Genomic DNA, 26,692 nt, shown 5'->3' with positions numbered 1-26,692 from the left:
GTAGAGCGTTTCCAGATGTCGGTGTCGGCCCCTTACTACGGCGATTCCGCCGTGATGCGCACACCGCCGCCCGATCTGCCGTCGCTGATGCTGAAGGAGAGGATCGTGTACCTCGGTCTGCCCCTCTTCTCCGACGACGAAGCCAAGCGTCAGATGGGGATCGATGTGACGGAGCTGATCATTGCCCAGCTCCTCTATCTCGAATTCGACAATCCCGAGAAGCCGATCTTCTTCTACATCAACTCCACCGGCACCAGCTGGTATTCAGGCGATGCCATCGGCTTCGAAACCGAGGCCTTCGCCATCTGCGACACGATCCGGTACGTGAAGCCACCGGTGCACACCATCTGCATCGGCCAGGCCATGGGCACGGCCGCCATGATTCTCTCGGCGGGTACCAAGGGTCACCGTGCCGCCCTCCCCCACGCTTCGATCGTGCTGCACCAGCCCCGCTCCGGAGCCCGCGGCCAGGCCAGCGACATTCAGATTCGCGCCCAGGAAGTCCTGCACAACAAGAGGGTCATGCTGGAGATGCTCTCCGACAACACCGGGCGCAGTGTGGAGCAGCTCTCGAAGGACTCCGACCGCATGACCTACCTAACGCCCAGGGAAGCGCTGGAGTACGGACTGATCGACCGGATCCTCACCAGCCAGAAGCCTCTGCCGGTCCCCCTGGCCGGCTCGGTCTGAATCAGGCCCGCTGAGCTCGCTGATCCAAGCCAGTTCGCGGCTCGTCTTTCATTCGTCAACATCCCGTTTCACACCCACCGCCATGCCCATCGGCACCCCCAGCGTTCCCTATCGCCTGCCCGGCAGCCAGTACGAGCGCTGGGTCGACATCTACACCCGCCTCGGCGTGGAGCGCATCCTCTTCCTCGGCTCTGAGGTAAACGACAGCGTCGCCAACAGCCTTGTCGCCCAGATGCTGTACCTCGATTCCGACGACAGCAGCAAGCCGATCTATCTCTACATCAATTCTCCGGGCGGATCGGTCACGGCCGGGCTGGCGATCTACGACACGATCCAGTACGTCAAGTCGGATGTGATCACCATCTGTGTGGGGCTGGCGGCCAGCATGGGTGCCTTCCTGCTGGCTGCGGGCACCAAGGGCAAGCGCCTGGCCCTGCCGCACGCGCGGATCATGATTCACCAGCCTCTGGGCGGCACCAGCCAGCGCCAGGCCAGCGACATCGAGATCGAGGCCCGCGAGATCCTGCGCATCAAGGACATGCTCAACCAGAGCCTGGCCGACATGTGTGGTCAGAGCCTTGAGAAGGTGACCAAGGACACCGACCGCGATTACTTCCTGAGCGCTGCTGAGGCCAAGGACTACGGCCTGATCGACCGGGTGATCTCCCACCCCGGCGAAGCCTGAGCGGTCAGGCGCGACCGTAAAGTCGCTGTTTGCCCTGCCCGATTCGCCGGATGGCCCAGCTCTTCTACGACTCAGACGCCGATCTGAGCCTGCTCGACGGCAAGACGGTGGCCATCATCGGCTACGGCTCCCAGGGACATGCCCACGCGCTCAACCTCAAGGACAGCGGAGTGAACGTGGTGGTGGGCCTCTACGAAGGCAGCCGCTCAGCAGCGAAGGCCAGGGCTGATGGCCTTGAGGTGCTGAGCGTGGCCGAAGCCGCCGAACGCGCCGATTGGATCATGGTGCTGCTGCCCGATGAAACCCAGAGGGCCGTCTACGACGCCGAGATCGCACCACACCTCAAGCCCGGCAAAGTGCTGAGCTTCGCCCATGGCTTCAATATCCGCTTTGGGCTGATCAAGCCACCGGCTGATGTGGACGTGGTGATGATCGCCCCCAAGGGGCCGGGTCACACCGTGCGCTGGGAGTACCAGAACGGGCAGGGGGTACCGGCGCTGTTCGCGATCGAGCAGGACGCCTCCGGCCACGCCCGTGCCCTGGCGATGGCCTATGCCAAGGCGATCGGTGGCACCCGCGCCGGGATCCTGGAAACCAACTTCAAAGAAGAAACCGAGACGGACCTCTTCGGTGAGCAGGCGGTGCTCTGCGGTGGCCTGAGCGAACTGGTCAAGGCAGGCTTTGAAACCCTGGTGGACGCGGGCTACCAGCCCGAGCTGGCCTACTTCGAGTGCCTGCACGAAGTGAAACTGATTGTTGATCTGATGGTCAAGGGTGGCCTCACCGCCATGCGCGATTCGATCTCCAACACCGCCGAGTACGGCGATTACGTGAGCGGTCCACGCCTGATCACCGCCGACACCAAGGCGGAGATGAAGCGCATCCTCACCGACATCCAGGACGGCACGTTCGCCCGCAACTTCGTGGCCGAATGCGAGGCCGGCAAGCCGGAGATGAACAAGGCCCGCGAACGCGATGCGGCCCATCCGGTCGAGCAGGTGGGCGTGGGCCTGCGTTCCATGTTCAGCTGGCTCAAGGCCTCCTGATCACGGCTCAATAGGCGGCCTAGATCTTCGCCAAGGGGCAAACAGGTATCGCTTGTCTGATGTCATGAGCGGCGTGCTTCCCTCCTTGGCCTGGGGCAGTGCCCAGGCCGGTGGAGCCCTCACGGTGGCCTCCACCGGCTGGCTGGTAAGCGGGCTCAGTCCCTCGCCGCTGGTCAACAGCCTGCTCCCCGCGCTCGGAGCCTTGCCGGCACTGCTTCCCCTGCCCCTGAAGGCCAGGGAGGGATACGGCCTGCAGTTGGCCGGCGCGCTGCTGCTGCTGGCGGTGAGCGTCAGACTCACCGGACCTTCGGTGTTCTGGCCGCTGCTGGCGGTGCTTCTGTTCGGCCTTGGGGGGAGGATGAGCCACCTGCCCCTGCAGCAGATCCTGCTCAGCCGCTCACGGGTGGCGATGGAGCAGCAGCGCCAGGGGAGATCCCTCGGTCAGCTGCTCGGCACCCTGCTCACCGGCGCGCTGTTCCCGATCGGCAAGGCCGTCGCCCAGTACGCCAGCGCCCTGGTGCTGCTCTTGCCCCTGTTGCCCCTGGCCTGGGCCTCAGCGCCGGTGCCGGTGCCGGTTCGCAAGGGTGGGTTCGAGCTCCGCAGCCTCCTGCAGGGGGTGCTGTTCGGCAGCCTGTTCGCCCTGCTGGCGCTGTGGGTGCGCAAGGTGGGCGCGGGCAACTGCTTCGATTTCGGCATGGTGCTGACCGCCTACGGGCTCGGGCGAGCCCTGGGGGCCACACCGCTGCAGCCCCGGCTGGTGCCTGGGCTTCCCTATCTGTTGATCGCCTTGGTGCTGGCGGCCACCCAGGCGCTGCCTGGCTGGGGGGCGGTGCTGCTGTTCCTGCCGATGGGCCTGCTGGCGGCCGCCAGCGATGGCCATCTGATCGACGCTCTGGCCCCGTCGGGGGACCTGGCCGTGCGCTGGCAGGTGCTGGAGCGCTCGGGGGTCCTGGGGGGCCTGCTGGGCACCCTGTCGATCGGAGCCCTCAGTCAGGTTCTGGGTCTGGAGCGTGCCCTGCCGATCGTTCTGGCGGCCTTCGTGCTCGCCGGCCTGCTGATGCATCGCCGCTGGAGCCTGCAACAGGCGTGAATGCCACCAGCCTCGACACAACCGCCACAACGGCAATGGGGACCTGGCTGCTGGTGGCCCTGGCCTGTGGCCTCGATCGCCTGGTGGGGGACCCGCGCCGCTGGCTGCATCCGGTGCAGGTGATGGGCTGGGTGATCACCGGCCTGCGGAGCCCGGCGGAGACCTGGGCGGGCGATCGGCCCGCTGCCCTGCGGCTGGGGGGGGTGCTGATCACCCTGCTGCTGGTGGGGGGAAGTGCCGCCGCAGGCCTGGCGGTGGAGCACCTGGCTTTTGCTCTTCCGCTGCTTGGGTTGCCGCTGCTTCTGATCGGCCTCGCCAGTGCCCTGGCCGGACACAGCCTTGAGCAGGCCGTGGAGAGCGTGCTGGCAGGCCTATCTGACGGCGACCTGGAGCAGGCCCGCGAACGCTTGGGCTGGATCGTGGGCCGCGACGTTGACGGCCTGACGGAGTCGGCCATCCTGCGGGCGGCGGCGGAGACTGCCGCTGAAAACGCCGTCGACGGCCTGTTCAGCCCCCTGCTCTGGATGCTGGTGGGCGCTGGGATCTGGGCGTCCTTGGGAGTGGCTGATGGGGCTCCGGGACCCCTGAGCCTTGCCTGGGCCTTCAAGGCCGCCAGCACCCTGGATTCCATGCTGGGCTACCGCCGCGGCCGCCTGCGCTGGCTGGGCACCGCCGGTGCCCGCCTCGATGACCTGCTCACCTGGTTCCCGGCCCGGCTGGTGGCGTTCACGCTGCCAGCCGCCGTGGGCCGGTTGTGGCAGGGGCTTGAGCTGGGGCGGGAAGCCCTCCGCCTAGGGCGGGCCGATCCATCTCCCAACGCCGGGGTGTCGATGGCGGCCTTTGCCCTGGCGGGCCAGGTCCAGCTGGGGGGCGTGAACCACTACGGCGGGGTGGCCAGGGCCAAACCGATCCTCGGCGAGGGTTACTCCGCAGCCGATCCCGCTGCTGTGGCCCGGATCATGAAACTGAGCGCCCGGCTCGAGGGGCTCTGGCTGGTCCTGAGCCTGCCCATCCTGCTTGGGCTGAGCCAGATGCGCGGGCTGGCGGGCTGGGCAGGAGGATCTCAGTAGGCGCCGCGATCTCGCGGGTAGAGGATTACCCCCACCGTGCGCAGAATGATCGCCAGATCCAGTTGGACAGTGCGGCGGCGGGCGTAGCTGATATCGAGCTGGACCCGGGCCTTGTAGCTGAGGTTGTTGCGCCCCGACACCTGCCAGAGACCGGTGAGTCCGGGACGGACCGCCAGCACCTCATCCATCTGGCGGCCGTAGCGCTCCAGTTCGTCCCAGACGATCGGCCGCGGCCCGACCACGCTCATCTGACCCTTCAGCACGTTGATGAACTGGGGCAGCTCATCGAGACTGGAGCGGCGCAGGAAGCGCCCGATCGGGGTGATGCGTGGGTCGGCCTTGAGCTTGAAGTCTTTTTTGAACTCCGCCTTGAGTTCTGGCGACTGCTCCAGCAGGGTCTTGAGGATGCGGTCGGCGTCCTTGCGCATCGTGCGGAACTTGATGCAGCCGAAACCCTTGTAGCCCCGGCCGATCCGGCGCTGCACATAGAACACCGGCCCGGGGGAGCTGAGCTTCACTATTACCGCCAGCAGCAGCAGCAGGGGACTGCCCAGGGCCAGAACCGCCAGGGAGAAGACGATGTCGCCACTGCGCTTGAGGACGCGGGAGCGCTTCGACTGCGCCCGGATCAACTGCTCGGCCGTGGGCACCGCGGGTGGCATCGCATCAGCGACCGCGGGCTGGGGGACCAGGTGCAAGGGCCGGGCAACGGGACCGGCGGCCTGGTAAGCGCTGAGTGACGTTCCGGACATCAACGCCCCCGAGGTGTCGGAATACTAAAAATCGTTTGGTTCAATCACCAGCTTTCGCGGTCACTCACCCCAGAGGCACAGCGCCGCAGGCGCCTCTGATGCCCCTGCCAGCGACGCTCCAGAACCACCTGCAGCCTCTGGCGGAACCGTTCAGGCGAGAAGCTCTCGGCCCACTGGCGCTGGCGCTCCGGCGGCAGACGGTGCCACAACTGTCCCTGCTCGAAATGCTCCAGCGCCTGGACCAGGGCTGCGGCGCTCTGCTGCTCGAACAGCAGGCCGGTGGGATGGGAAGTCCCTGAAGCCAGGCAGCGGACCGTATCGAGCAGCCCCCCCCGACCCAGGCCGATCACAGGAGCCCCCGCGGCCATGGCCTCCACCGGGGCGATGCCGAAATCCTCCAGACCGGCGTAGAGATAGGCCCGGCAGCGCCCCATCAGATCAGTCACCCGCTCGGCAGAGCAAGCCCCCAGCAGGGTCACGGTGGGGCCGGCCAGGGCCTGCAGGCGGCTCCGCTCCGGCCCGTCACCCACCACCAGCAGGGGCAGCCCCAGGCGGTTGCAGGCCTCGATCACCAGATCCACCCGCTTGTAGGGCACCAGGCGGCAGAGGGAGAGGTAGAAGTCCTCCCGGGGCAGGTCAGGGCGGAAGCGGTCCACCTCCACCGGCGGATGCAGCACCTGGCTGGAACGGCGCCAGCAGCGCCAGATCCGCCGCGCCGTGAAGCTGGAGTTGGCCAGCAGATGGTCGACCCGGGCACTGCTGCTCACATCCCACTGACGCAGCTGATGCAGCTGCCAGCGCAACCACGGTCCCAGGGGTCCGCGGGCGATGGCGGAACCGGCAAGGTAAGCCTGCATCTGGTCCCAGGCGTAGCGGACCGGTGTGTGCACATAGCTGATGTGAAGCTGGTCCGGGTCGGTGAGCACCCCCTTGGCCACCAGGTGATTGCTGCTGAGCACCAGGGGATAACCGGCCAGATCCAGCTGCTCGATGGCCAGGGGCAGCAGCGGCAGGTAGTGCTGCACATGGCTCACCCCCCAGGGCAGGCGCTGGATGAAACTGGTCCGGATGCGCCGGCCCTGCAGCCAGCTGCCCGGCCGGTCACTTTCACCATCCACCAGGGCAAAGAGGCTGGCGGCGGGGCGACCCGCAGCAAGCAGCCGATCGATCTGCTGCACCACCAGTTCAGAGCCCCCCACCGAGCGGGGTGTGAACCACTCATGCACGAGGGCGATCCGGCTGGGCAGTCCTGACATGGCGGCAGGGTAGGGCCCGCGCCCTCGCCACCACATCACGAAAACTCTCAGCTGATTGCGTGCCCAGGCCTGGATCTGGATGCTGAACGGAGCTCAGTCAGCCATGCCGATCCGCGACCTGCTTGAAGACGCCCTCGAGGAACCCTCGATCGGGCTCACCCCATGCTTCAGCTGGCATGCCACCCCCGTGGGAATCGCCGCCCTCTGGCGTGCTGGTGCAGCACCCTCCATCCCCCCCTACGAGGCCGCCCTCAAGGAAGGGCTCGATGTAGGGCTGGATCTCAGCCGCGAGGAACGGGAGTTCCACCAGTTGCGCATGGGTCTGGTGCTGCTGTTCCATTCCTGATGCCCCTCAACCGATGAGCGATGCCCCCGACAACACCGCCCCAGCACCAGGGGCGGTGTCGATCTGGCAGCTCAAACCCTGGTGGTGCCAGCCCTGGTCGATCCTGCTCACCGGTGTGCTGATGATCACCGGCAGCTGGTTATGGCTCGGACGCTGGTGGCTTACCGTTCCGCTCGCGGCAGGCGTGCTGCTGTGGTGGTGGCTGTTCCTGGTGCTGATGCCCCGTCAGCTCAGCAGCCTGTCAGGACCAGATGACATCGGTTGAAATGCAACCGATCCAACAGCATCAGCGCCTTCCTTTCCGTTGGATGGTGATGCCATCACGATGCAGAGGGCGTACGCCATTCCGTTCCTTTCCACCCGCGAGTCCCCATGAGTTACGAACCCGGTACCAGTGAATGCCGGTTGCTGATCGACAGCAAGGACCAGATCGAGGCGGTCCTCGCCAACCTGGCCAAGCTTGAGAACACCGATCACATCCGCATGCAGCTGCTGGCGGTCTACAACCAGCTGGAGGGCCTTCACGACCTCAGGCGGACCAAGCCAGCCGCTGCGTCCCCCGGCATGGATGGAAACGCCTGAGGAACCCGTCCAGCTCGATCGGTCCGCACCGCCGCCGCCAGCCCTGCTCAGCGATCGGATGCCGCCAGACAGTGATCCGCAGCGCCCAGCGCCCCTGAGGCCTGTAAACGATCAGATAGCGGTAGCGGCAATCACGGCGAAACTCCGGAGATCCCAGGGGTTCAGCCTGGAGATGGCAGCGCAGAAAGCCGGCCACCAGCCCGCCGGGACCGTTCCCATCGGCCTGGCAGGCCTCGAGGGCTGCGCCCAGCCTCAGGGCCGCCCCGGCCGGATCCCCCTGATGGGGAAGATAGAGATGAACAGGTCCCCAGCCGGGAAAACCCAGGAAGGAATACACCGCGGGGATGTCCATGGCAACGGCTCGAAAAGGTCCGCTTCCCCAATGCCCCCGCTGTCCCATCGGGCGCTGGGGCGGCCGCTCCCTGGGGGCTGTTCTGTTGCTGGCCCTGCTGGGCTGTGCCGGACTGGCCCTGGCCCAGCAGCGCCGGAACGACAGCCAGGGCCTGGCGTCACTGTTGCGGGTGGGTGAACCGGTTATCGCGGCCGACAAACGGTTGCTGCAGCTGGGCTGGCGGCCTGCCCCAGCCGCAAGCCCAGCTGCTCTTGACCAGGAGCGCTCCGGCAGCTCTCTGGCCAGCCTCAGTGGCTGCGCCGGCACGGGGCTGGGCTATTGCCGCTTCGACTACCGCAGGGGCGGGGCCAGGCTGGCGGTGATCACCGTTCCCGCCGCGCCAGGCGGCTCTGGCGGGCCGCAGGTGCTGCGCTGGGTGGATGGCGCCAGCGGCCAGCGCTGGGGGCTGTGTCAGAGCGACTCCTCCGGGGAGTTGGTCCCCTGCGACTCTGAGCAGCCCAAGGATTGACCCAGGTGCCCCATGGCCAGACCAGCCGATAGGTTTGGGCCGTTGCCGCCGCCAAAGGCTGATGGGTTTGGAGAACAAGCAACGTCCCCCCTGGCTGAACTGGTTGTTCCTGCTGATCTTCCTCTTCAGCAGCTGGCAACTGGCAGGCTTCTGGTTCGAGCGACTCCACTGAGCCTGAGCCACCCTATTGATCGTCGAGGGCCTGGCTGAGACGCGAGAGCAATGTGCGGCGGGCCACCTCCGGGCTCAGGCCCTGGTCGGTGGCGTGCTCCACCCAGTCCTGGGCACCCCGGATCAGGGCCTCCAGATCCTGGGCTCCCGAACGCAGAGCCTGAAAGGAGGCCATCAGCTCCTGGTCGAGGGCCTGGGCAGGATCGCCGCAGACGATGTATTGGCGACCGTCGATTCCCGTGTAGAGCAGGCTGCCCTCAGGACCCCGCAAGGGGGCCGTGGCGGGCACGGTCAGGGCGTCCTCGGGCCCCTCTCCGGACTGGGAGGGCTGGGAGTAGTCCGGACCCGGGGCCGGATCGTCGTCGGAACTGGTCATGGCCAGGGGGCAATGGGGGCGGGAGGGCTGGTGATTCAGCGATAGGCGTTGGGAACAAAGAACTGCTCGTTCATCGGCGGGCGATGGTAATCACCAACAGTCTTGCGCGGAGGCAGTTCAATGGGTGCAGGCGTCATGTCCTCGTAAGGGATTTTGGAGAGCAGATGGCGGATACAGTTGAGACGAGCCCTGCGCTTGTCATCAGCCTCAACGGTGAACCACGGCGCTTCCGGGATATTGGTGTGCGAGAACATCTGATCTTTCGCCTTGGAGAACTCCACCCAACGGTCACGTGACTCGAGATCCATCGGTGAAAGCTTCCAACGACGGGCTGGATCATCCAGCCGGGAGCGAAAACGAACTTCCTGCTCCTCGTCGCTGACTGAGAACCAGTATTTGAGCAGAACAATTCCCGAACGCACCAGCATGCGCTCGAACTGGGGAGCCGATTGCATGAACTCCTCTACCTGAGATTCCGTGCAGAAGCCCATCACCCGCTCCACACCTGCCCGGTTGTACCAGCTGCGATCGAACATGACGATCTCTCCGGCTGCCGGGAAGTGCTCCACGTAGCGCTGGAAATACCACTGGGTGCGCTGCTGATCCGAGGGCGTACCCAGGGCGACCACATTGCAGCCCCTGGGATTGAGCGGTTCGGTGATGCGCTTGATCGCTCCGCCCTTGCCGGCGGCATCACGACCTTCAAAGAGAATAATCAGGCGAAAGCCAACGTGCTTCACCCAGTACTGCATCTTCACCAGCTCGACCTGGAGTTTCTCCAGCTCTTTCTCGTAGAACTTACGGCTTAGCTTGACAACTTTATCTTCTGGGGGGGCTCCCAGATCGTCTTCACTTTCCCCCAGCAGATGGGAGGGGTGGTAGCGATCATTCTCACCATTGGGGGGGAATGGGGAATGGGAGCCGCTCAAGGAGAGATCCAGGCTGGAGTCTCCATGGCTGCCTTTTTTGGACTTGAGCTTGGTCTTGGCGGAACCGTGCTTGGCGGAGCCGTGCTTGGCGGAACTGGGCTTTTTGCCGTCACTCTTGCTCTTGTCTTTAGCCATCAAGCTCAGCTCCGAACCCCCAACGATGCCCCCTGTCTAGAGGCATCCCCTTGAACAGGGTGTGGGTTAAGGACAGATTGTTGAGGCCCTGACACGTCCAGCGACCAGGGAATGGCCGCAGAGGCTCACACAGAACGTCCCGGGAGCCTCCTGGGGCGAGAGGTCCACCAGGGGCTCACCCCCCAGCCGCAGTTCACCGCCATGGGTGCGGGCCACCCGCTGGGCGATCGCCAGACCCAGGCCGCAGTGGCCGTGGCCGCCGCGAGCCTCGTCAAGCCGCTGGAAGGGCATCAGCGCCTGGGAGCGCTGATCCTCAGCGATGCCCTCCCCCTGATCCCACACCTGCAGCTCGAAACCGTCCTGCTGCCAGGCACGCAGCACCAGCCTCACCGGCGGCTGCCCGTAGCTGAGGGCATTGTCGATCAAGTTGGCCACGGCTCGGCCCAGGGCGATCGGCTGAACCGTGGCAGTGACCGGGGCCAGATCCAGCTCCACCGGCTGGCCGTCGTAACGGGCGGCCAGCTCCGCCAGCAGCTCCGCGAGGGGCACGCTCACCGCTGGCTCCGCTCCCCCGCCTCCGGCGAAGAGCAGGAACTGACCGGTGATCCGCTCCAGATCGTCGAGATCGGCACCAGCCCGGGCACTGGCGGAAGCATCCCCCAGCATCGACAGGCGCAGCCGCAGGCGCGTGAGCGGGGTCTTGAGGTCGTGGGCGATCCCTGCCAGCATCGTGGCTCGCTCACGCTCACTCTCCTCCAGGCGCAGGAGCATCGAGTTGAAGCGCTGAGCCAGGCGGCGCACTTCGGGAGCACCCCGCTGGGGCATCGGCTCGGGCTGTGCCTCGAGGCCCACCCGAGCCATGGCTCTCTCCAGCTGCCGCAGCGGCCGCTGCACTTCCAGCAGCAGGAACAGGGCCCCTGCCATCACACTGCCACTCGCCAGCGAGAGGGTGACCAGCAGCGGGTCGGGTGGCCAGCCGAAACGGGGCCGGATCGAGGCATAGAGCCAGACCGGCTCCAGGGGTGAGGCCAGCTCGATCCAGACACCACGGGCAGCGCCATGGTTCGGCACCACCTCGGGGCAGCGGGGCAGACGGCGGCAGAGCTCCAGCTGGAGCTGATCGGCCTGCCGCTCGAGGCGGACATCATCCCCCTGGCCGAGCAGGCCCCAGCTGCGGGGACGCCGCGGTGGCTGGCCCACCCCCAGCTGCAGCCCACTGAGCTGGGAGACCGTGGCCGGCGGGAAGCGCTCCAGCGCCAGCTCCGAAAGCCTCAGGTTCAGGGCCACCTGGGGAGCCATCTGAGCGATCTGGGCCTGGCCGGTCCGGGTGCCGAGCAGGACCTGAAGCAGCACCAGGCTGAGGGCCCATCCCCCCAGAAAAAACACCCCGAGACGCAACGACAGGGCAGCTGGGCGCATCGCGGGGGCCATGGCTCAGCGGTTGCGGGGCTGGCCGTCGGGAACAAAGACGTAGCCATAACCCCAGACCGTCTGGAGATAGCGCGGCCGGCTCGGATCGGGCTCCACCAGCCGCCTCACCCGCGACACCTGCACGTCCATGCTGCGGGTGTCGGTGTCGCTGGCGGGACCCCGGGCCAGCTCGATCAGCCGCTCCCGCGAAAGAGGACGGTGCGGATGCTGCACGAAGGCGGCCAGCAGGCTGAATTCACCGCTGGTGATCGTCACCGCCTGATTCTGCCGCTCCAGGGTGCGGGCGGAGAGATCCAGGACGTTGTCGCCGAAGTGCACCAGCTCGCCATCGGCGAGGGGAGTGCCGGCCGGCAGGGAGCCGCGGCGGCGCAGCACCGCTTCGATGCGGGCCATCAGCTCCCGGGGCAGGAACGGCTTGGCCAGGTAGTCATCGGCGCCCTGCTCAAGGCCGATGATCCGGTCAACCGCCTCGCCGCGGGCCGTGAGCATCACGACGGGCAGATCGTCGCTGGCGTCGCGCAGGCGTCGCAGCAGGGTCAGGCCGTCGTCGCCCGGCAGCATCAGATCGAGCACCACCAGATCGGGACGCTGGAACTCCAGCCGGGCCATCAGCTGGCGGCCGTCGGTGAGACAGCGGACCTCATAGCCCTGATCGGTGAGGTAGGTACCCAACAACTGGCGCAATTCTGGGTCGTCATCGACGACCCAGATCGTGTGGGTTCGGCTCAAGGGGGGGCCGCAGCTGGCCTGACTGTATGGAGCGGAACCCACCGCGCCCAGGGGGCACCCCCTCGGGGCGCCTTGCCAAAGGTGACTGGCCGGCCCTGCAGACAGGTCCGGTCATGTCTTGGCCCCTGCAACCGCCGCCGCAGAGGCTGACCTGGCCCGCGCACCTCCATAAGGTGATGGCCATGGCGTCGCCCACCAGCTCCAGAACGAGGACCAATCTGGCTAAGGCCATCAGCAGCAGCACCAGCCGTAGCACGTTGCTGCCGCTGATGGCCTCCCTGCTCCTGCTCAACCAGGCTGGTCCAGGCCTCGCTCAGGACACCCGCTCGCTGCAGCTGTACCACCAGCAGAAGCAGGCCTGGTTCGAGCGACTGGACCGCAACCGCGACGGCAGAGTGACTCCCCAGGAAAGCCGGGGCCAGCCCTATCTGGAGACCAATTTCCAGCGGCTGGATCAGCGGGGCCGGGGCTACCTGCTGCCCACCGACCTGGCCCCCAGTCAGCCGGCCTTCCTGGGGGTGAGACTGCAGACGGTGTTCATCCAGGCCGACCGCAACGGTGACGGCCAGCTCAGCCGCCAGGAGGCAAGTTCCTTTCGCTGGCTGAACCGGCGGTTCTCCAAGATCGACCTGAACAGCAATGGCTCCATCAGCCTGCAGGAATTGTGGGAGTCGCGGCGGTCGCTGGCGCCCCGGCCCTGAGCTCAACGCTCGGGGCGATCCGGCGGCCGGATTCGCACCACCGACCAGACGAGTCGAGCCAGACCAGCTGGCAGTGCCATGACCCCGCCCAGCCCCGGTATGGCCAGACGCAGCAGGCGGAACACCCCGTTGATCAGCAACAGCAGTGCGGCAATCGCCAGCCCCAGCAGGAGCAACACCCCAAAAGCCTGCAGCAGGCCCACCAGCAGGCTGATCAGACCCATGCCGATCTGGCTCAGCCCCTGGATCAGGGCGCTGATCACCTTGCTGATCACCAGCAGCGAATCCAGGCGGCTGGGGAGCTGCATCAGCAGCAGCAGCAGCCCCGTTCCCGCCGCCCCGTTCAGCAGAGCCAGGCCCCCCTCCCGCCAGGCCGAACCACTCCGCCGCTGGCGCGCGAACACCTTGCGAGGCAACGGGCTCTTGCGGCCGGGATCGGGAAGGTGCGTCTTCATGGCGACGGCTTCTCAATCGAGCCTGTAGCCCGCGCCGCGCATCCAACGCTCGAACTCCAGCAGCACCAGTTCATTGGGGCAATCCACCAGGCTGAGACCCGCCACGGTGCAATCCCCCTGGCCGCCGTGGTGAAGCGAGAGGTGAAAGTCCTTGCCGCTGAGGCCACAGACCTCGGGATCACTGCGCACGACCACATCGAGGGAGGCCCCCAGCCGATTCACCCGTCGGCGCAGTTCAGACCAGCTGGTGGTCATGGCTTCGTCGTCATCGCAGCGGGACCATGGAGCGCGGGATCATCGGCAACCGGATCAACGCCAAACGAATCAACCCCAGGGGACTCTCCCATTGAGTGTGGCCACAGGTTCTCGATCGTCAATGGGCCAGTCACCTAGCGGGGAGGGGTGAGGGGCGAGGTCGGCGTGGCTGCGGGGCTGGCAGCCGGTGTGGCCGTGGGGCGCGGCAGAGGCACCATCAGGCCCAGCGCAGCAGTGATGGCCAGGGCGGCCAGACCGGCGGCAGGGGGGGCCAGGCGCTGGCGCAGGGGCACACGCTCCAGGATTTCGCGGCGGTGGAGGGGGCGATCTGGAGGCAGGCTGAACCCCAGCTGAACGCGGGGATCGAGGCGGAGCTGATCCAGACAGCGCACCAGGTCCGCCAACTCGGCGTCGTCGAAGCTGAGCTCCAGGGGCTGGGTGTCGGGCTGGCTGCTGAGCAGGCGCAGGCGGTGGGCCAGTCGGTTGCGCAGGCCAGCCCTCGTGGAGGAGATCGGCTCCATCTGCACCGGATCAGTCGCCACCCCCATCGGCCGTGGCACGGAACTCACCAGGTGGCGGGCATAGGGCAGCACCGCGGCCAGCAGGGCCTGGAGGTGATCACGTTTGCCCTCCAAAGTGGGATGACCTGCCAGATCAAGCTCCCAGGCCGAGAGGATGCCGATCACCTCAGGGCCATGCCCGGCGGACAGATCCGGGAGTCCGTCGATGCGCAGACGGCAGCTGGTCTGCTCGAAGCGATAGCTGAGTTTCATGCCGCGGCATCCATCAGGCTGGCCTTGAGACGATCGAAGCCACCCCGGCCGGAGCCGAAGGCCAGACCCTGCACCAACTGCCGCTGCAGACTGGGACCCTCCTGGGGATCCAGCAACTTCTGCACGCCGCCGCGACGGGGATTGAGGCGCTCGCGCACCAGCTCATCGAGCCGGCTGCGGAACAGCTGCCAGCGCTGCTGGGTGACCGGTTCCGGCTCAGAAGCCGAGAGCAGTTGGCGCAACATCGGATAGAGCCGATCGGCCATGGCACAGAGCAGGCTGATCAGGGCATCGGTTTCAGCTTCGCTGAGCACGCCCCGCCGGCAGGCCAACCTCAACGGGTTGTAGCAGCGCCGCTTCCACAGCTCCACACGATTGGGGAAAAGGGAGCCGAAGCCGAGCTGATTGGCCATCCAGACCATGGCTTCGCCTCCGTTGAGATCAAGCGCTTCGACGCTGAGCAGCATCAGGTCGAGCCGCTCGAGTCCCCGGCGAGAGAGGCGGGCAGAAGGCCGTGGTGGTGGGGACTGCACCACGGCGGCTTCAGCGTTTGGAGCGGTGATCGTGACGTCGGCCATGGCTGCGATGATGCCAGCGCCTGCGCCGATCCGTCACCCGATCGCTCCTTCATGGCCCTGAGCAACGCATCTCCCGAGTTGGGCAAGCCCATTGATCTGCGGGAGCTGGTCAGGGATGTGCCCGATTTCCCCAAGCCCGGCATCCTCTTCCGCGACCTGACCCCGCTGATGCGCGACCCACGCGGCTGGAAGGAAGTGGTGCGCCAGCTTTCGGGACTCTGCGAGCAGCTGCGCCCCGATCTGATCGTGGGTATCGAATCGAGGGGCTTCATCGTGGGAACGGCCCTGGCCACGGCCGTTGAGATCGGCTTCGTGCCGGTGCGCAAGCCCGGCAAGCTGCCCGGCCAGGTGCGTGCCGTGGAGTACGCCCTGGAATACGGCCACGACCGCCTCGAGATCCAGCACGATGCCCTTTCCGGCGGCCCGCGGGTGTTGATCATCGACGACCTGCTGGCCACCGGCGGAACCGCTGCTGCCTGTGCCCAGCTGGTGTTTGAAGCCGGCGGCGACCTCTGCGGCTATGGCTTCGTGGCGGAGCTGGCGGGCCTGGGCGGACGGGCACGCCTGCCGGGTGAGCATCCGGTGGAATCCCTGATCATCTACGCCTGAGCTCGGTTGTCGACGATCAAGTCTGCTGGTCCTGCCAGGCCAGCACCTGATCGAACTGATCCAGGCTGATCAGCCCGAAGCGCCAGAGAATCACCGGCAGGGGAGCCTGCTCCTGATCGGCCTGGCGAATCCCCAGCGCCAGGGCGCTCTCGCTCAGACCCTGCTCATGGCGCAGATAACGCACCAGGGCGGAGGAAGGAATCGGCTGGGGCGAGGTGCTGATCACCATCGGATCACTGGAATGCTCAGACTCAATGGGGCCGAAGCCGGGCTGTGCTCACTCTGACCAGAGAGCCGCGAGGCGGCAAGGACCCAGGGTCATGGCCTTGAGGCTGAGGTGCCTCAAAGTGCTGGAGCGGCCCATCAGGCCGAGAGCCAGGCGGCGGCCCCTCAGCAGCAGCGGCTGCCGGTTGGAGAAGATCCGCACCAGCAAGTCGGTGCTCAGCAGGGTGAGCAGCACATCAGGCCAGCGGCGGCGTCCATAGGCTGCGGCCACCGCGGCAGGCGAGAGCTTTCCAGCGGCCGCCCGCAGGGCCTGACGCTGCAGTTCTTCCACATCCCGCCAGCAGAGATTCATCCCTTGGCCGCCCACCGGATGGCAGCGATGGGCCGCCTCCCCCACCAGCGCCAGCGAGCCGCGGTGGAAGCTGCGGGCTAGCTCGAGGGCCACCGGGAAGGCCCGGGGCCGCTCGAGCAGGGCCTCGGGCTGCAGGCTGTCCGGAAGTGTGGCGGCGAGGGCATCGAGGAAGGCGACGGGATCAAGCGCTTCCAGCTGTCGCAGCCGCCCGGCAGGAGCACTCCAGACCATCTGGGCGGTGCCATCGCCGAGGGGGAGCACGGCGAATGGACCCTCACGACGAAACAGCTCCCAGGCCTGATCGGGGGCCGAGCTGCGCAGGCGCACCTGGGCCGTGAGGCAGCCCTGGCCATAGGGCAGACGCCAGTGCCCTATCCCAGCCGACTCCCGGGTGGGCGAGGAGCTGCCATCGGCGGCAACCACCAGATCAGGCGGGCCAAGACAGTCGGGATCAAGGGATGGCACCCCACGGGATTCGGCCTCTCCCAGCCTGAGGCTGATGGCGGGGTGAGCCTCGAGGCGCTCGAGCAGAGATCGCATCAGCAGCTGATGCTGCAGGATCCAGCCCACGGCACCCGCCTCGGCGGGGCTGGCGGAGCCGAAGCCCACCTCGGCCGGGCCGAAACCGATCGCTCGCCCCGCCTCCAGATCACAGAGCCGCAGCGAGCGGAAAGGAATCGCCAGCTCCGCCAGCTGCTGCCAGAGGCCCAGGCGTTGCAGAAACAGGCGACTGGAATGGCTGAGGGCATAAGCGCGACGGCGGGCCTGCAGCTGAGCACCGCTGAGCGGATCAGTGAGCTGCACCCGCCAGCCCGCCTGGGCCAGGGCCAGGGCCGTCAAGGCACCGGTGGGTCCCCCGCCGAGCACGTGGGCCCTAGGCATGGTCGACCACTCGGAAATCAGAGGACGAGTTGGGGCCGCCGCAGGGGCCGGGGCAAGAACGCTCATGTGCTCAGCTGCGGCCACAAAAAAGCCGCAACAGAAATTCTGCTGCGGCGGGATGGGGAATGCGGAGACAGGGCTCAGCCGATGCCGAGCAGGCCGCGGGTGAAGGCCTCGCCACCCAGGGCGAATTCGGTGGCCAGCAGGGCGATGAAGCCGAGCATCGCCATGCGGCCATTCAGCTTCTCGGCGCGCTCGTGGAAACCCCAGCCGCTCTCGGCGCTCACCACTTCCATGCGGGGCTCGGTGGCGAAGGCATTGAGGCGACCGCCGTCTTCAGTGGTGACGGTGGCGCCGCGGATGGTGGCGCGCTCGCTTGCGCTGACAGGAGCCGAGCTGGGGGCGGTGGCGGTGGCTTGGGCCATGAGGTCTCCTGGGTTGATGAATTGAATGTAACACATTGTTGCGGAACGTAAACGCCCGCTGGCGGAAGCAACTCCAGGGCGAGCCCGGTTGAAAGCCGCTTCAGCGCAGGCGTCGCAGGCAGAGCTCCTCGAATGCGGGCCGCAGCAGGTAGGGGTACTCACCCACCCAGGCCTTGAGCTGCGGGATCCAGGCGTCGCTCATGGCATCGATCCGCGAAAAATCAGGCCGTTCGCTCAGCACCAGACCGCGAATGACCATGCCGCGGCGGATCGTCTGGTGCTTCTTCTCCATCGGGAAGCGCACTGAGCCCAGGTAGCCGTCGTCGTCTTCCAGCTCCAGCGACAGCCAGGTGCGGCGGTTCTCCACCAGCTCCAGACGGCCGCGCTGATCCGCCTGCTCCTTGCGTTGCTCCACCAGCTCCTTGGTGAACAGATCACCCACCCGCGCCTCGAAGATCGCCGCCCGCGGGTAGCGCCGCAGGGTGGCGTTGCGTCGTCCCGCTTCCAGGATCGGGCCCCAGAGCACGTAGAGCAGCAGGACAAAACCCGCCACCAGCCAGACCGAACCGAAGCGATAGGAGAACTGGCTCTGGGCGATCAGCAGCGAGATCACTCCGCCGATCACCGAGATCAGCACCCGCTGCAGGATCTTCTGGGGATTGCCGCTGCAGAAACTGAACTGGGGCCCGGTGGCCACCGCCGGAATCAGGCGCTGCAGTTCACCTGGCTTGAGTGGGATCAGCATCGCTTCAGATCAGGCGCTCGAGCCCATACACCAGACCCTGGAGCTGGCGCACCCGGCGCAGGGTCAGCAGCACGCCGGGCATGTAGGCGGAGCGCTCGATCGTGTCGTGGCGCAGGGTGTAGGTCTCCCCTGGGGCGCCGAACATCACCTCCTGGTGGGCCACCAGCCCGGGCAGCCGCAGCGAATGCAGCCGCAGACCACTCTCCCGCTGACCACCGCGACAGCCCGCCAGCGTTTCGTGCTCCTCCACCTGGGGCTCGTTGAACGTCTTGCCCAGCTCCTCGATCAGCTCGGCAGTCTTGATGCAGGTGCCGCTGGGGGCATCGGCCTTGCGGTTGTGGTGCAGCTCGGTGAGCTCGGCGAAGTCGTAGAAGCGGGCGGCGGCGGCGGCGGCCTGCTGCAGCAGCACCATGCCCACCGAGAAGTTGGGAATAACGGCACCGCCGATGCCGGCCTTCTCGGCAAACACCGCCAGCTCGCCCAGTTGCTTGGGGCTCAGGCCAGTGGTGCCGATCACCGGATGGACGCCATAGGCGATCGCAGCACGGGTGTGCTCGTGGACCACCGAGGGATGGGTGAAGTCGACCAGCACTGCGCCAGCTCCTGGGCCATCACTCCGCACCGCCTGGCTGGCCTGGCAGAGGCAGCCTTCGAAGTCTGCGGTGATCGCCACCTCCAGTTCCCCCAGTCCCAGCTCCAGCCCCACGTCCGCCCCCTCCTTGCCGGGAGTGGTATCGATCGCGCCGAGCAGGCGGCAATCCCCAGCCGCGGTGACGGCTTTGACCACTTCAGCCCCCATCCGGCCCAGGGCACCGGCCACCACCACCGGGATCGAAGCAGGGAGCGCATCGGTGGGGGGCATGGGCCGGGCGGAATCGCGACGTGGGGGGAGCCTATGGCGGCGATTCCTGCCCCGGCCACGCTCCTGTAACGCCTTGGGGCGCAAAGTCGCGCGGCTGGGGCAGGTTTCGTAGGCTCCTTCACATTGCTCAACCCCAGCGCCGATGTTCACGCAGGTTCGCTCCGCCAACCGCCGGGTCACCCCTGGCAACGGCGAGGCTCCCGCCGGCAGTGAGGGTCGGGCTGTGATGCGCGCTGTGTACGTGGTGCTTGAGCCCCAGTACCAGAACGCCCTCACCCAGGCGGCCACCAGCCTCAACGCCACCAACCCGGCCCTGGCGGTGGACCTGAGCGGCTACCTGATCGAGGAGTTGCGCGACCCAGAGAATTACGCCGCCTTCTGCGCCGATGTGGCCGAAGCCGATGTGTTCATCGCCTCGCTGATCTTCATCGAAGACCTGGCCCAGAAAGTGGTGGAAGCTGTGGCACCCCACCGCGACCGGCTGAAAGCGGTGGTGGTGTTTCCCTCGATGCCGGAGGTGATGCGGCTCAACAAGCTCGGCACGTTTTCCATGGCCCAGCTGGGCCAGAGCAAGAGCGCCATCGCCAGCTTCATGAAGAAGCGGAAGGAGGCCAATGGGGCCGGCTTCCAGGACGCCATGTTGAAACTGCTCAACACCCTGCCCACGGTTCTGAAGTATCTGCCGGTGGAGAAGGCGCAGGATGCGCGCTCGTTCATGCTCAGCTTTCAGTACTGGTTGGGGGGAACGCCGGACAACCTGCGCAACTTCCTGTTGATGCTGGCCGATAAATATGTGTTCCCCCGGGGCGACAGCGGCCGACCCGAACTTCAGGTGGCCGAACCTGTTGTGTTTCCGGATCTGGGCCTGTGGCACCCCATGGCTCCCGGGATGTTCGAGGACCTCAAGGAATACCTGAACTGGAACGCCAGCCGCGCCGACCTCAGCGAGAAGGCCAGAAGCGGTCCGGTGATCGGTCTGGTGCTGCAGCGCAGCCACATCGTCACCGGCGATGAGGCCCACTACGTGGCGGTGATCCAGGAACTGGAATACCGCGGCGCCACTGTGATCCCGGTGTTCTGCGGCGGGCTCGATTTCTCCAAACCGGTCAAGGCCTTCTTCTACGACCCGCTCGACCCCGACCAACCGATCGTGGATGGGGTGGTGAGCCTCACCGGCTTTGCCTTGATCGGTGGTCCAGCCCGCCAGGACCATCCCCGCGCCATCGAGGCGCTCTCGAAGCTGAACCGGCCCTACATGGTGGCCCTGCCACTGGTGTTCCAGACCACCCAGGAATGGGAGGAGAGCGACCTGGGGCTGCACCCGGTGCAGGTGGCACTGCAGATCGCCATTCCCGAGCTCGATGGCGCCATCGAGCCGATCGTGCTCAGCGGCCGCGACGACGCCACCGGCAAAGCCCACACCCTCCAGGACCGAGTGGAGGCGATCGCCGAGCGGGTGATCCGCTGGGCCTCGCTGCGCACCAAACCCCGCATCGAGAAGAAGCTGGCGATCACAGTGTTCAGTTTCCCGCCCGACAAGGGCAACGTGGGCACCGCCGCCTACCTGGATGTGTTCGGCTCGATCCACCGGGTGCTGGAGGAGATGAAGCGCAAGGGCTACGACGTGCAGAACTTGCCGCGGGATTCCAAGGCATTGATGGAGGCTGTGATCAACGACCCGGAGGCGCTCCAAGGGGCACCGGAGCTGGCGATCGCCCACCGGATGAGCGTGGAGGAATACGAGCGGCTCACCCCCTATTCCGAGCGGCTCGAAGAAAACTGGGGAAAGCCTCCCGGCAACCTCAACAGTGATGGCACAAACCTGCTGATCTACGGCCGCCACTTCGGCAATGTGTTCGTGGGGGTACAGCCCACCTTCGGCTACGAGGGGGATCCGATGCGGCTGCTCTATTCCCGCAGCGCCAGCCCCCACCACGGCTTCGCCGCCTACTACACCTATCTGGAGAAGGTGTGGGGTGCCGACGCGGTGCTGCATTTCGGCACCCACGGCTCGTTGGAGTTCATGCCCGGCAAGCAGATGGGCATGAGTGACACCTGCTACCCCGATTCCCTGATCGGCGCCCTGCCGAACCTCTACTACTACGCGGCCAACAATCCCTCGGAGGCCACGATCGCCAAGCGGCGGGGCTACGCCGCCACGATCAGTTACCTCACACCACCGGCCGAAAACGCTGGCCTTTACAGGGGCCTCAAGGAACTGGGCGAACTCGTGGGCTCCTACCAGCAGCTGCGTGAGAGCAGCCGTGGGGTGCAGATCGTCAACGCGATCGTGGAAACCGCCCGCCAGTGCAACCTCGACAAGGACGTGATCCTGCCGGAGGTGGACGCCAGCGAGCTCGACCTCGACGGCCGTGACGGGGTGGTGGGTGCTCTTTACAGCCAGCTGATGGAGATCGAGAGTCGGCTGCTGCCCTGCGGCCTGCACACGATCGGCAAGCCGCCCACAGCCGAGGAGGCGATTGCCACCCTGGTGAACATCGCCGCCCTGGAGCGGGAGGAGGAGGGGTACCGCAGCCTGCCTGCTCTGCTGGCTGAAAGCCTGGGCCGCACGATCGATGAGGTGTATCGCGGCAACGACGCCGGGGTGCTGGTCGATGTGGAGCTGAACCAACGGATCACCGAGGCCTGCCGCGCCGCCGTGGCCTCGATGGTGCGCGCAGTCACGGGCAGTGATGGTCGGGTGGATCTCAAAGGCCGCTTCGGCTGGTTCTTCGCCCTGCTTGAGCGCTTTGGCTACGAGCGGCCCAGCCCCTGGTTGAGTTCCTGCCGTGCCTCGGGCTTCGCCGCGGTGGAGCCCACCGAGCTCGACAAACTGTTCGGCTACCTGCGCTTCTGCCTGGAGCAGATCTGCGCCGACATGGAGATGGAGAGCCTGCTGCGGGCGCTTGATGGCGAATACGTGATTCCTGGCCCCGGTGGCGATCCGATCCGCAACCCAGGTGTGCTGCCCAGCGGCAAGAACATCCACGCCCTCGACCCCCAGGCGATTCCCACCCGCGCCGCCATCGCCGCGGCCAAGGTGGTGGTGGATCGGTTGATCGAGCGTCAGAAGGCCGAGCAGGGCACCTGGCCGGAAACGATCGCCTGCGTGCTCTGGGGCACAGACAACATCAAGACCTACGGCGAATCGCTTGCCCAGATTCTCTGGTTCATCGGTGTGCGCCCCGTGCCCGATTCGCTCGGGCGGGTCAACAAGTTGGAGCTGATCACGCTCGAAGAGCTGGGCCGTCCCCGCATCGACGTGGTGGTGAACTGCTCCGGGGTGTTCCGCGATCTGTTCATCAACCAGATGGGCCTGATTGACCAGGGCGTGAAGATGGCGGCTGAGGCCGAGGAGCCTCTGGAGCTGAACTTCGTGCGCAAGCACTCCCAGGAGCAGGCGGCGGCACAGGGCATCAGCCTGCGCGAGGCCGCCACCCGGGTGTTCTCCAATGCCAGCGGCAGCTACAGCTCGAACGTGAACCTGGCGGTGGAGAACAGCACCTGGGAGGAGGAGGGCGACCTGCAGGAGATGTATCTGTCGCGCAAAACCTTCGCCTTCAACGCCGACAACCCCGGTGAGATGAACCAGAACCGTGAGGTGTTCGAGTCGGCGATGAAAACCGCCGATGTGACCTTCCAGAACCTGGATTCGGCTGAGATTTCGCTCACAGATGTGAGCCACTATTTCGATTCCGATCCCACCAAGCTGATTGCCGGCCTGCGCGATGACGGCAAGGCCCCGACCAGCTACATCGCCGACACCACCACCGCCAATGCCCAGGTGCGCAGCCTGAGCGAAACGATCCGCCTGGATTCCCGCACCAAGCTGCTCAATCCCAAGTGGTACGAGGGCATGCTCAATTCCGGCTACGAGGGGGTGCGCGAGGTGGCCAAACGGCTCAACTTCACCCTGGGCTGGAGCGCCACCAGCGGCGCTGTGGATAACTTCGTGTACGAAGAGGCTAACGACACCTTCATCAACGATCCCGAGATGCGCAAGCGGCTGATGGAGCTCAACCCTCACAGCTTCCGCCGCATCGTTGGCACCCTGCTGGAAGTGAACGGCCGCGGCTACTGGGACACCAGCGATGAGAACATCGCCCAGCTGCAGGAGATCTATCAGGAGATCGAAGACCGGATTGAAGGTGTCACCACTGCTGAAGCCAGTTGATCACTGAACCCGTTCGGCATCACGCCGGACGGGTTGATGCTGGGATGGCTCCGGAGCTCGTGGAGCCGTTTGATCTGCTGCCATTGGCCCGGGCGTTGCGATCCTGAGAGGGTCCTTCCGTTGAAGGGGTGACCATGCACGAGCGCGGATCCTCGAGCCAGGAGAAGTCTCTGGAGCTGCTTGCCGAACTCACCACGGCCGAGAAGCTGGAGCTGCTCGACGGTGACACCCCGTTCTGGTCCGGCATGGCGGACATCGCCCTCCATCAGGCCTCCCACCGCCATCCCTGGCCGGCGGCGCAGGTGCCCCGTCTTGGCCTGGCGGGCCTTCAGTTCGTCGATGGCCCCCGCGGCGTGGTGCTCGAGGGTGGAGCCACCACATTCCCCGTGCCGATGGCCCGGGGGGCCTGCTGGGATCCCGACCTGGAGCAACGCATCGGGGAGGCCATCGCTCGTGAAGCCCGATCCTTCGGCGCCAACTGGGTGGCCGGGGTCTGCATCAACCTCCTGCGCCACCCTGGCTGGGGCAGGGCCCAGGAGACCTATGGGGAGGACCCGGTGCACGTGGGAGCCCTGGGGGCCGCCATGACCCGTGGGTTGGAACGCCATGCGGTGGCCTGCGTCAAGCACTTCGCCCTCAACTCGATCGACAGCTCCCGGTTCCTGGTCGACGTGCAGGTCAGCGAGCGGGTGCTGCATGAGCTCTATCTCCCCCACTTCCGGGACTGCGTGGAAGCCGGGGCCGGTTCGATGATGAGCGCCTACAACCAGGTCAACGGCCACTGGTGCGGCCAGCACCCGGAGCTGCTGCGACGGATCCTCAAGCAGCGCTGGGGATTCCGCGGCTTCGTGGTCAGCGATTTCATCTTCGGCGTGCGTGATGGCGTCGCCGCCGTACTGGCGGGCCAGAACCTGGAAATGCCGTTCCGGATGGTGTTCGCAGGATGCCTGCCGGAGGCCGTCGCCGACGGCCGGGTGCCGATGGGCTGCATCGATGAGGCCGTGCTGCGACTGCTGCAGGTGCAGCTGAGGGTGCCTGCAGGTGCTTACCCGGCGTCGCTTCGCTCCTGCGAGACGCACCGTGCCCTGGCCCGCGAGGCGGCCACCAGCTCGATTGTGCTGCTGCGCAACGAGGGGCAGGTGCTGCCCTTCAAAGGCCTGAGCTCCCTGGCGCTGATCGGCCGGCTGGCGTCGATACCCAACCTGGGGGATCGTGGATCCTCGGACACCCGGCCACTGCCGGGAACGGTGGTGACACCGCTGGATGGGCTGCGGGCCGCGGCTCCCGACCTGCGCATCGAGCAGGCCAGCGGCAGCAGCCCCCTGGCAGCGGCCGCACTGGCGGCCCGCTGCGACGCCGCTGTGGTGGTTGCCGGCCTGGACTGGCGCCTGGAAGGGGAGCACATCCATCCGGGCGATATCGCCCCGATCCTGCGCCTGATTCCTCCACCCGACTGGCTGCTGCGCCTGGTGGGGCGGCGCAGGCTGATGCCGTTCTGGCGACCCCTGGCCCACCTGCTCGCCTGGATCACCAGCTACGCCTCAGCCCGGCAGGGCGGCGACTTTGCCGCCGGTGATCGCACCGATCTGAACCTGCCCGCGGATCAGGTGGCCCTGATCCGCCAGGTCGCCAGCGCCAATCCACGCACCGTGGTGGTGCTGATGGGCGGTGGCGCCATGCTGATCGAGGACTGGCGGCAGCTGGTTCCGGGCCTGCTGCTGCTCTGGTATCCCGGAGAGCAAGGGGGTGCTGCCCTGGCTGATGTGTTGCTCGGTCGGGTGTCACCTTCCGGCCGCCTGCCCTTCTCAATGCCGACTCAGGCCTGCCACCTGCCGCCCTTCGAACCCCGAGCTCGGCAGGTCGTCTACGACTTCTGGCATGGCTACCGGCGCCTCCAGCGTGACGGCCATGCCGCGGCGTTTCCGTTCGGCTTCGGGCTCTCCTACAGCCAGTTCACGGCTTCCGAGCTGACGGCCGAGTTCCAGCGCGCTGATGGCCGGATCGATCACCTGCAGACGAGCGTCACGATCACCAACACCGGCGAGATGGAGGCGGCCGAGGTGGTGCAGCTTTATCTGGAGCCCCCAGCCCGGGAGCTGGAGCGACCGGCTCGAACCCTGGTGGCGTTCCAGCGCCTGCACCTGGCCGCCGGGGAAGCGAGGCGCATCACGCTGGCGGTCCCCCTGCGCAGCCTCGCCAGGTTTGATCCAGCCCAGGATGGCTTCGTGACCGAGGAAGGCACCCACCGGCTGGTGGTGGCCAGGCACGTGGAGGACGTCGGCCTGGCGGTTGCGCTGGAGATGGAAGCGGCGCGGGTGAGCAACTGAAATGTGAGTTACCCACAACGACGGAATTGGCCATCAGCGGGTGCTGAACGTGCGTCCCTTCCACTGCACCTTGCCGCGCTCGAGGTTGAGGATCGCCAGCAGAAACACCCCGAGAAAGAACAGCACCGGAATGGGAAACAGCAGGTTGATCCAGGCGAAGCGACCCACGGGGCGGGTGATCACCAGCAGCTGGAGCGCATAGGCCCCGTAGACCAGCGCATTGCTGAGCACGGCGCGATCACCCACCAGCGGCCAGCCCAGCAGCGAGGCCGGCAGGCACCAGGCGGCCCAGAACAGGCCGGAGAGCCAGAGCAGCACGGCCAGCATCCAGCTCCAGCGCACCTCACCTGCAGCGGTGGCGAAATTTTTGTTGAACCCCACCACCATGTCGCGCAGTCCGCCCGGGTACATGCGGTAAGCGATCCGGCCGAAGCCGAGAAAAGCGCTCACCGGCAGATCGGCCCGTTCGTAGGCATGGGCGAGGAACCAGTCTTCAACCACCTTGCCGGCAACGGCCGCGTGACCGCCGCTGCGGTCGTAGTCGGCGCGGCTGGTGGCCAGCGCCGGCCCGAAGGCCACGCCGCAACCGGGCCCAAGGGGCACGGCCATCAGCCCCACCATGTTGAACAGCAGCGAGAGCTGTTCGTAGGGCTTCTCGGTGCGGTGGTATGGCTGCACCGACACCAGTCCACCGAGCTGCTGGTGCGCCGCCACCAGGCACTCCAGGAAGTCAGGACCGGGTTCGGTGTCGGCATCGAGGAACACCAACAGCTCACCGCGGCTGGCCAGCACACCGTTGTGCAGCGCCCAGGTCTTGCCGCACCAGCCCTGGGGCAATGGCAGCGAGGCGAGCACGGCCACCGGCAGGCCAGCTCGGGGCTCAGCGGCGATGGCGGCCGTGCGATCACTGGAGTGGTCATCCACCACGATCACCTCCAGGGGCTTGAGGCTCTGGCGAGCAAGCCCATCGAGCAGATGGGGAAGCGTCGACTCCTCGTTGCGAGCGGGGATCAGCACCGACACCGTGGGCGGTTCAACAGGTGAGGCGGCTGGGAGGAGGGGTAGGCGCAGGCCCAGGACCCAGCCCAGCAGCCAGCGCACCAGCATGGAAACGCCAACCCAGCCCATCTTGCGCACCAGTCCTGCAACCACTAACGCTATGGGCAACAGGCCTCAGACGC

30 protein-coding genes are annotated in these 26,692 nt (G+C 66.6%); 13 read left to right on the top strand and 17 right to left on the bottom strand.

What is annotated here, in order from left to right; genetic code table 11:
- Window positions 1-15 precede the first annotated feature (15 nt).
- The 5 genes from CJZ82_RS02625 to cbiB all read left to right on the top strand — a co-directional run bounded on the left by CJZ82_RS02625 (window position 16) and on the right by cbiB (window position 4,581).
- Window positions 16-690 (top strand): ATP-dependent Clp protease proteolytic subunit, encoded by a 675-nt coding sequence (locus CJZ82_RS02625; RefSeq protein WP_094554253.1) that lies wholly within the window; start codon window positions 16-18, stop codon window positions 688-690.
- 82 nt (window positions 691-772) lie between these two features.
- Window positions 773-1,375, top strand: a complete 603-nt coding sequence (locus tag CJZ82_RS02620) for an ATP-dependent Clp protease proteolytic subunit (protein ID WP_094554252.1) — start codon at window positions 773-775, stop codon at window positions 1,373-1,375.
- Between the two features lie 50 nt (window positions 1,376-1,425).
- A complete protein-coding gene (gene ilvC, locus CJZ82_RS02615; RefSeq protein WP_094554251.1) occupies window positions 1,426-2,421 on the top strand; it encodes a ketol-acid reductoisomerase in 996 nt (331 codons plus the stop codon).
- Window positions 2,422-2,485: 64 nt separating this feature from the next.
- Window positions 2,486-3,511 carry a hypothetical protein gene (locus CJZ82_RS02610; protein ID WP_094554250.1) on the top strand — a complete coding sequence of 342 codons (1,026 nt, stop codon included), beginning with the start codon at window positions 2,486-2,488 and terminating at the stop codon, window positions 3,509-3,511.
- A 35-nt stretch (window positions 3,512-3,546) separates the two neighbouring features.
- Window positions 3,547-4,581, top strand: a complete 1,035-nt coding sequence (gene cbiB, locus CJZ82_RS02605; RefSeq protein WP_094554399.1) for an adenosylcobinamide-phosphate synthase CbiB — start codon at window positions 3,547-3,549, stop codon at window positions 4,579-4,581.
- Here cbiB and CJZ82_RS02600 read toward each other — a convergent pair.
- Complete coding sequence (locus CJZ82_RS02600; protein WP_233129990.1) at window positions 4,575-5,243, bottom strand: sugar transferase; 669 nt, start codon at window positions 5,241-5,243, stop codon at window positions 4,575-4,577. The two genes, cbiB and CJZ82_RS02600, sit on opposite strands and share 7 nt — an antisense overlap.
- Before the next feature lie 134 nt (window positions 5,244-5,377).
- Window positions 5,378-6,589, bottom strand: a complete 1,212-nt coding sequence (locus CJZ82_RS02595; protein ID WP_094554249.1) for a glycosyltransferase — start codon at window positions 6,587-6,589, stop codon at window positions 5,378-5,380.
- Between the two features lie 103 nt (window positions 6,590-6,692).
- Here CJZ82_RS02595 and CJZ82_RS02590 point away from each other — a divergent pair, with 103 nt between their 5' ends.
- From CJZ82_RS02590 to CJZ82_RS02580, 3 genes are all read left to right on the top strand, one after another.
- Window positions 6,693-6,935 (top strand): hypothetical protein, encoded by a 243-nt coding sequence (locus CJZ82_RS02590; RefSeq protein ID WP_094554397.1) that lies wholly within the window; start codon window positions 6,693-6,695, stop codon window positions 6,933-6,935.
- Window positions 6,936-6,948: 13 nt separating this feature from the next.
- Window positions 6,949-7,200: a DUF6737 family protein gene (locus tag CJZ82_RS02585; RefSeq protein ID WP_094554248.1), complete on the top strand. Its 252-nt coding sequence runs from the start codon at window positions 6,949-6,951 to the stop codon at window positions 7,198-7,200.
- Window positions 7,201-7,307: 107 nt separating this feature from the next.
- Complete coding sequence (locus CJZ82_RS02580; protein WP_094554247.1) at window positions 7,308-7,517, top strand: hypothetical protein; 210 nt, start codon at window positions 7,308-7,310, stop codon at window positions 7,515-7,517.
- Here CJZ82_RS02580 and CJZ82_RS02575 read toward each other — a convergent pair.
- Window positions 7,465-7,869: a hypothetical protein gene (locus tag CJZ82_RS02575; protein ID WP_094554246.1), complete on the bottom strand. Its 405-nt coding sequence runs from the start codon at window positions 7,867-7,869 to the stop codon at window positions 7,465-7,467. The genes CJZ82_RS02580 and CJZ82_RS02575 overlap by 53 nt on opposite strands.
- Here CJZ82_RS02575 and CJZ82_RS18585 point away from each other — a divergent pair.
- A complete protein-coding gene (locus tag CJZ82_RS18585; protein ID WP_198949624.1) occupies window positions 7,868-8,377 on the top strand; it encodes a hypothetical protein in 510 nt (169 codons plus the stop codon). The genes CJZ82_RS02575 and CJZ82_RS18585 overlap by 2 nt on opposite strands.
- A 184-nt stretch (window positions 8,378-8,561) precedes the next feature.
- Here CJZ82_RS18585 and CJZ82_RS02565 read toward each other — a convergent pair whose 3' ends face one another.
- From CJZ82_RS02565 to CJZ82_RS02550, 4 genes are all read right to left on the bottom strand, one after another.
- A complete protein-coding gene (locus CJZ82_RS02565) occupies window positions 8,562-8,924 on the bottom strand; it encodes a hypothetical protein (protein ID WP_094554245.1) in 363 nt (120 codons plus the stop codon).
- A gap of 35 nt (window positions 8,925-8,959) precedes the next feature.
- On the bottom strand, window positions 8,960-9,988 hold the full coding sequence (gene ppk2, locus CJZ82_RS02560) for a polyphosphate kinase 2 (protein ID WP_369820010.1): 1,029 nt from the start codon (window positions 9,986-9,988) through the stop codon (window positions 8,960-8,962).
- 66 nt (window positions 9,989-10,054) lie between these two features.
- On the bottom strand, window positions 10,055-11,419 hold the full coding sequence (locus CJZ82_RS02555) for an ATP-binding protein (protein WP_094554244.1): 1,365 nt from the start codon (window positions 11,417-11,419) through the stop codon (window positions 10,055-10,057).
- 3 nt (window positions 11,420-11,422) lie between these two features.
- Entirely contained in the window at window positions 11,423-12,148 is a 726-nt protein-coding gene (locus CJZ82_RS02550) for a response regulator (protein ID WP_094554243.1), read from the bottom strand.
- Between the two features lie 182 nt (window positions 12,149-12,330).
- Between CJZ82_RS02550 and CJZ82_RS02545 the strand changes: the two genes are divergently transcribed.
- Window positions 12,331-12,849, top strand: coding sequence for an EF-hand domain-containing protein (locus CJZ82_RS02545; RefSeq protein ID WP_158218476.1), 519 nt, complete (start codon window positions 12,331-12,333; stop codon window positions 12,847-12,849).
- A gap of 2 nt (window positions 12,850-12,851) precedes the next feature.
- Here CJZ82_RS02545 and CJZ82_RS02540 read toward each other — a convergent pair whose 3' ends face one another.
- The 4 genes from CJZ82_RS02540 to CJZ82_RS02525 all read right to left on the bottom strand — a co-directional run bounded on the left by CJZ82_RS02540 (window position 12,852) and on the right by CJZ82_RS02525 (window position 14,910).
- Window positions 12,852-13,304, bottom strand: coding sequence for a hypothetical protein (locus CJZ82_RS02540; protein WP_094554241.1), 453 nt, complete (start codon window positions 13,302-13,304; stop codon window positions 12,852-12,854).
- Between the two features lie 12 nt (window positions 13,305-13,316).
- Window positions 13,317-13,559: a hypothetical protein gene (locus CJZ82_RS02535; RefSeq protein WP_094554240.1), complete on the bottom strand. Its 243-nt coding sequence runs from the start codon at window positions 13,557-13,559 to the stop codon at window positions 13,317-13,319.
- 134 nt (window positions 13,560-13,693) lie between these two features.
- Entirely contained in the window at window positions 13,694-14,332 is a 639-nt protein-coding gene (locus CJZ82_RS02530) for a DUF4335 domain-containing protein (RefSeq protein WP_094554239.1), read from the bottom strand.
- The gene (locus tag CJZ82_RS02525; protein ID WP_094554238.1) at window positions 14,329-14,910 is read right to left on the bottom strand and encodes a DUF3038 domain-containing protein; all 582 of its coding nucleotides are present in this window, start codon (window positions 14,908-14,910) and stop codon (window positions 14,329-14,331) included. The genes CJZ82_RS02530 and CJZ82_RS02525 overlap by 4 nt, the downstream gene beginning before the upstream one ends.
- 51 nt (window positions 14,911-14,961) lie before the next feature.
- Here CJZ82_RS02525 and CJZ82_RS02520 point away from each other — a divergent pair, with 51 nt between their 5' ends.
- Window positions 14,962-15,519 (top strand): adenine phosphoribosyltransferase, encoded by a 558-nt coding sequence (locus CJZ82_RS02520; protein ID WP_094554237.1) that lies wholly within the window; start codon window positions 14,962-14,964, stop codon window positions 15,517-15,519.
- A gap of 16 nt (window positions 15,520-15,535) precedes the next feature.
- Here CJZ82_RS02520 and CJZ82_RS02515 read toward each other — a convergent pair whose 3' ends face one another.
- The 5 genes from CJZ82_RS02515 to dapB all read right to left on the bottom strand — a co-directional run bounded on the left by CJZ82_RS02515 (window position 15,536) and on the right by dapB (window position 19,010).
- Complete coding sequence (locus CJZ82_RS02515; RefSeq protein ID WP_094554236.1) at window positions 15,536-15,748, bottom strand: DUF2949 domain-containing protein; 213 nt, start codon at window positions 15,746-15,748, stop codon at window positions 15,536-15,538.
- Between the two features lie 48 nt (window positions 15,749-15,796).
- Complete coding sequence (locus CJZ82_RS02510; RefSeq protein ID WP_094554235.1) at window positions 15,797-17,044, bottom strand: FAD-dependent monooxygenase; 1,248 nt, start codon at window positions 17,042-17,044, stop codon at window positions 15,797-15,799.
- A 74-nt stretch (window positions 17,045-17,118) separates the two neighbouring features.
- On the bottom strand, window positions 17,119-17,403 hold the full coding sequence (locus CJZ82_RS02505) for a high light inducible protein (RefSeq protein ID WP_094554234.1): 285 nt from the start codon (window positions 17,401-17,403) through the stop codon (window positions 17,119-17,121).
- Between the two features lie 100 nt (window positions 17,404-17,503).
- Window positions 17,504-18,148, bottom strand: coding sequence for a hypothetical protein (locus tag CJZ82_RS02500; protein ID WP_094554233.1), 645 nt, complete (start codon window positions 18,146-18,148; stop codon window positions 17,504-17,506).
- Window positions 18,149-18,152: 4 nt separating this feature from the next.
- Window positions 18,153-19,010 carry a 4-hydroxy-tetrahydrodipicolinate reductase gene (gene dapB / locus CJZ82_RS02495; protein ID WP_094554232.1) on the bottom strand — a complete coding sequence of 286 codons (858 nt, stop codon included), beginning with the start codon at window positions 19,008-19,010 and terminating at the stop codon, window positions 18,153-18,155.
- 142 nt (window positions 19,011-19,152) lie between these two features.
- Here dapB and CJZ82_RS02490 point away from each other — a divergent pair, with 142 nt between their 5' ends.
- Together CJZ82_RS02490 and CJZ82_RS02485 are read left to right on the top strand one after the other, a co-directional pair.
- Entirely contained in the window at window positions 19,153-23,184 is a 4,032-nt protein-coding gene (locus CJZ82_RS02490; RefSeq protein WP_094554231.1) for a magnesium chelatase subunit H, read from the top strand.
- 134 nt (window positions 23,185-23,318) lie between these two features.
- Window positions 23,319-25,511 carry a beta-glucosidase gene (locus CJZ82_RS02485; protein WP_094554230.1) on the top strand — a complete coding sequence of 731 codons (2,193 nt, stop codon included), beginning with the start codon at window positions 23,319-23,321 and terminating at the stop codon, window positions 25,509-25,511.
- Window positions 25,512-25,544: 33 nt separating this feature from the next.
- Here CJZ82_RS02485 and CJZ82_RS02480 read toward each other — a convergent pair whose 3' ends face one another.
- Window positions 25,545-26,663: a glycosyltransferase family 2 protein gene (locus CJZ82_RS02480; protein ID WP_233129989.1), complete on the bottom strand. Its 1,119-nt coding sequence runs from the start codon at window positions 26,661-26,663 to the stop codon at window positions 25,545-25,547.
- Window positions 26,664-26,692 lie beyond the last annotated feature (29 nt).

Source organism: Synechococcus sp. 1G10 (assembly GCF_002252625.1).
Taxonomy (GTDB): domain Bacteria; phylum Cyanobacteriota; class Cyanobacteriia; order PCC-6307; family Cyanobiaceae; genus Regnicoccus_A.
This window is presented reverse-complemented; position numbering and strand designations above follow the sequence as displayed.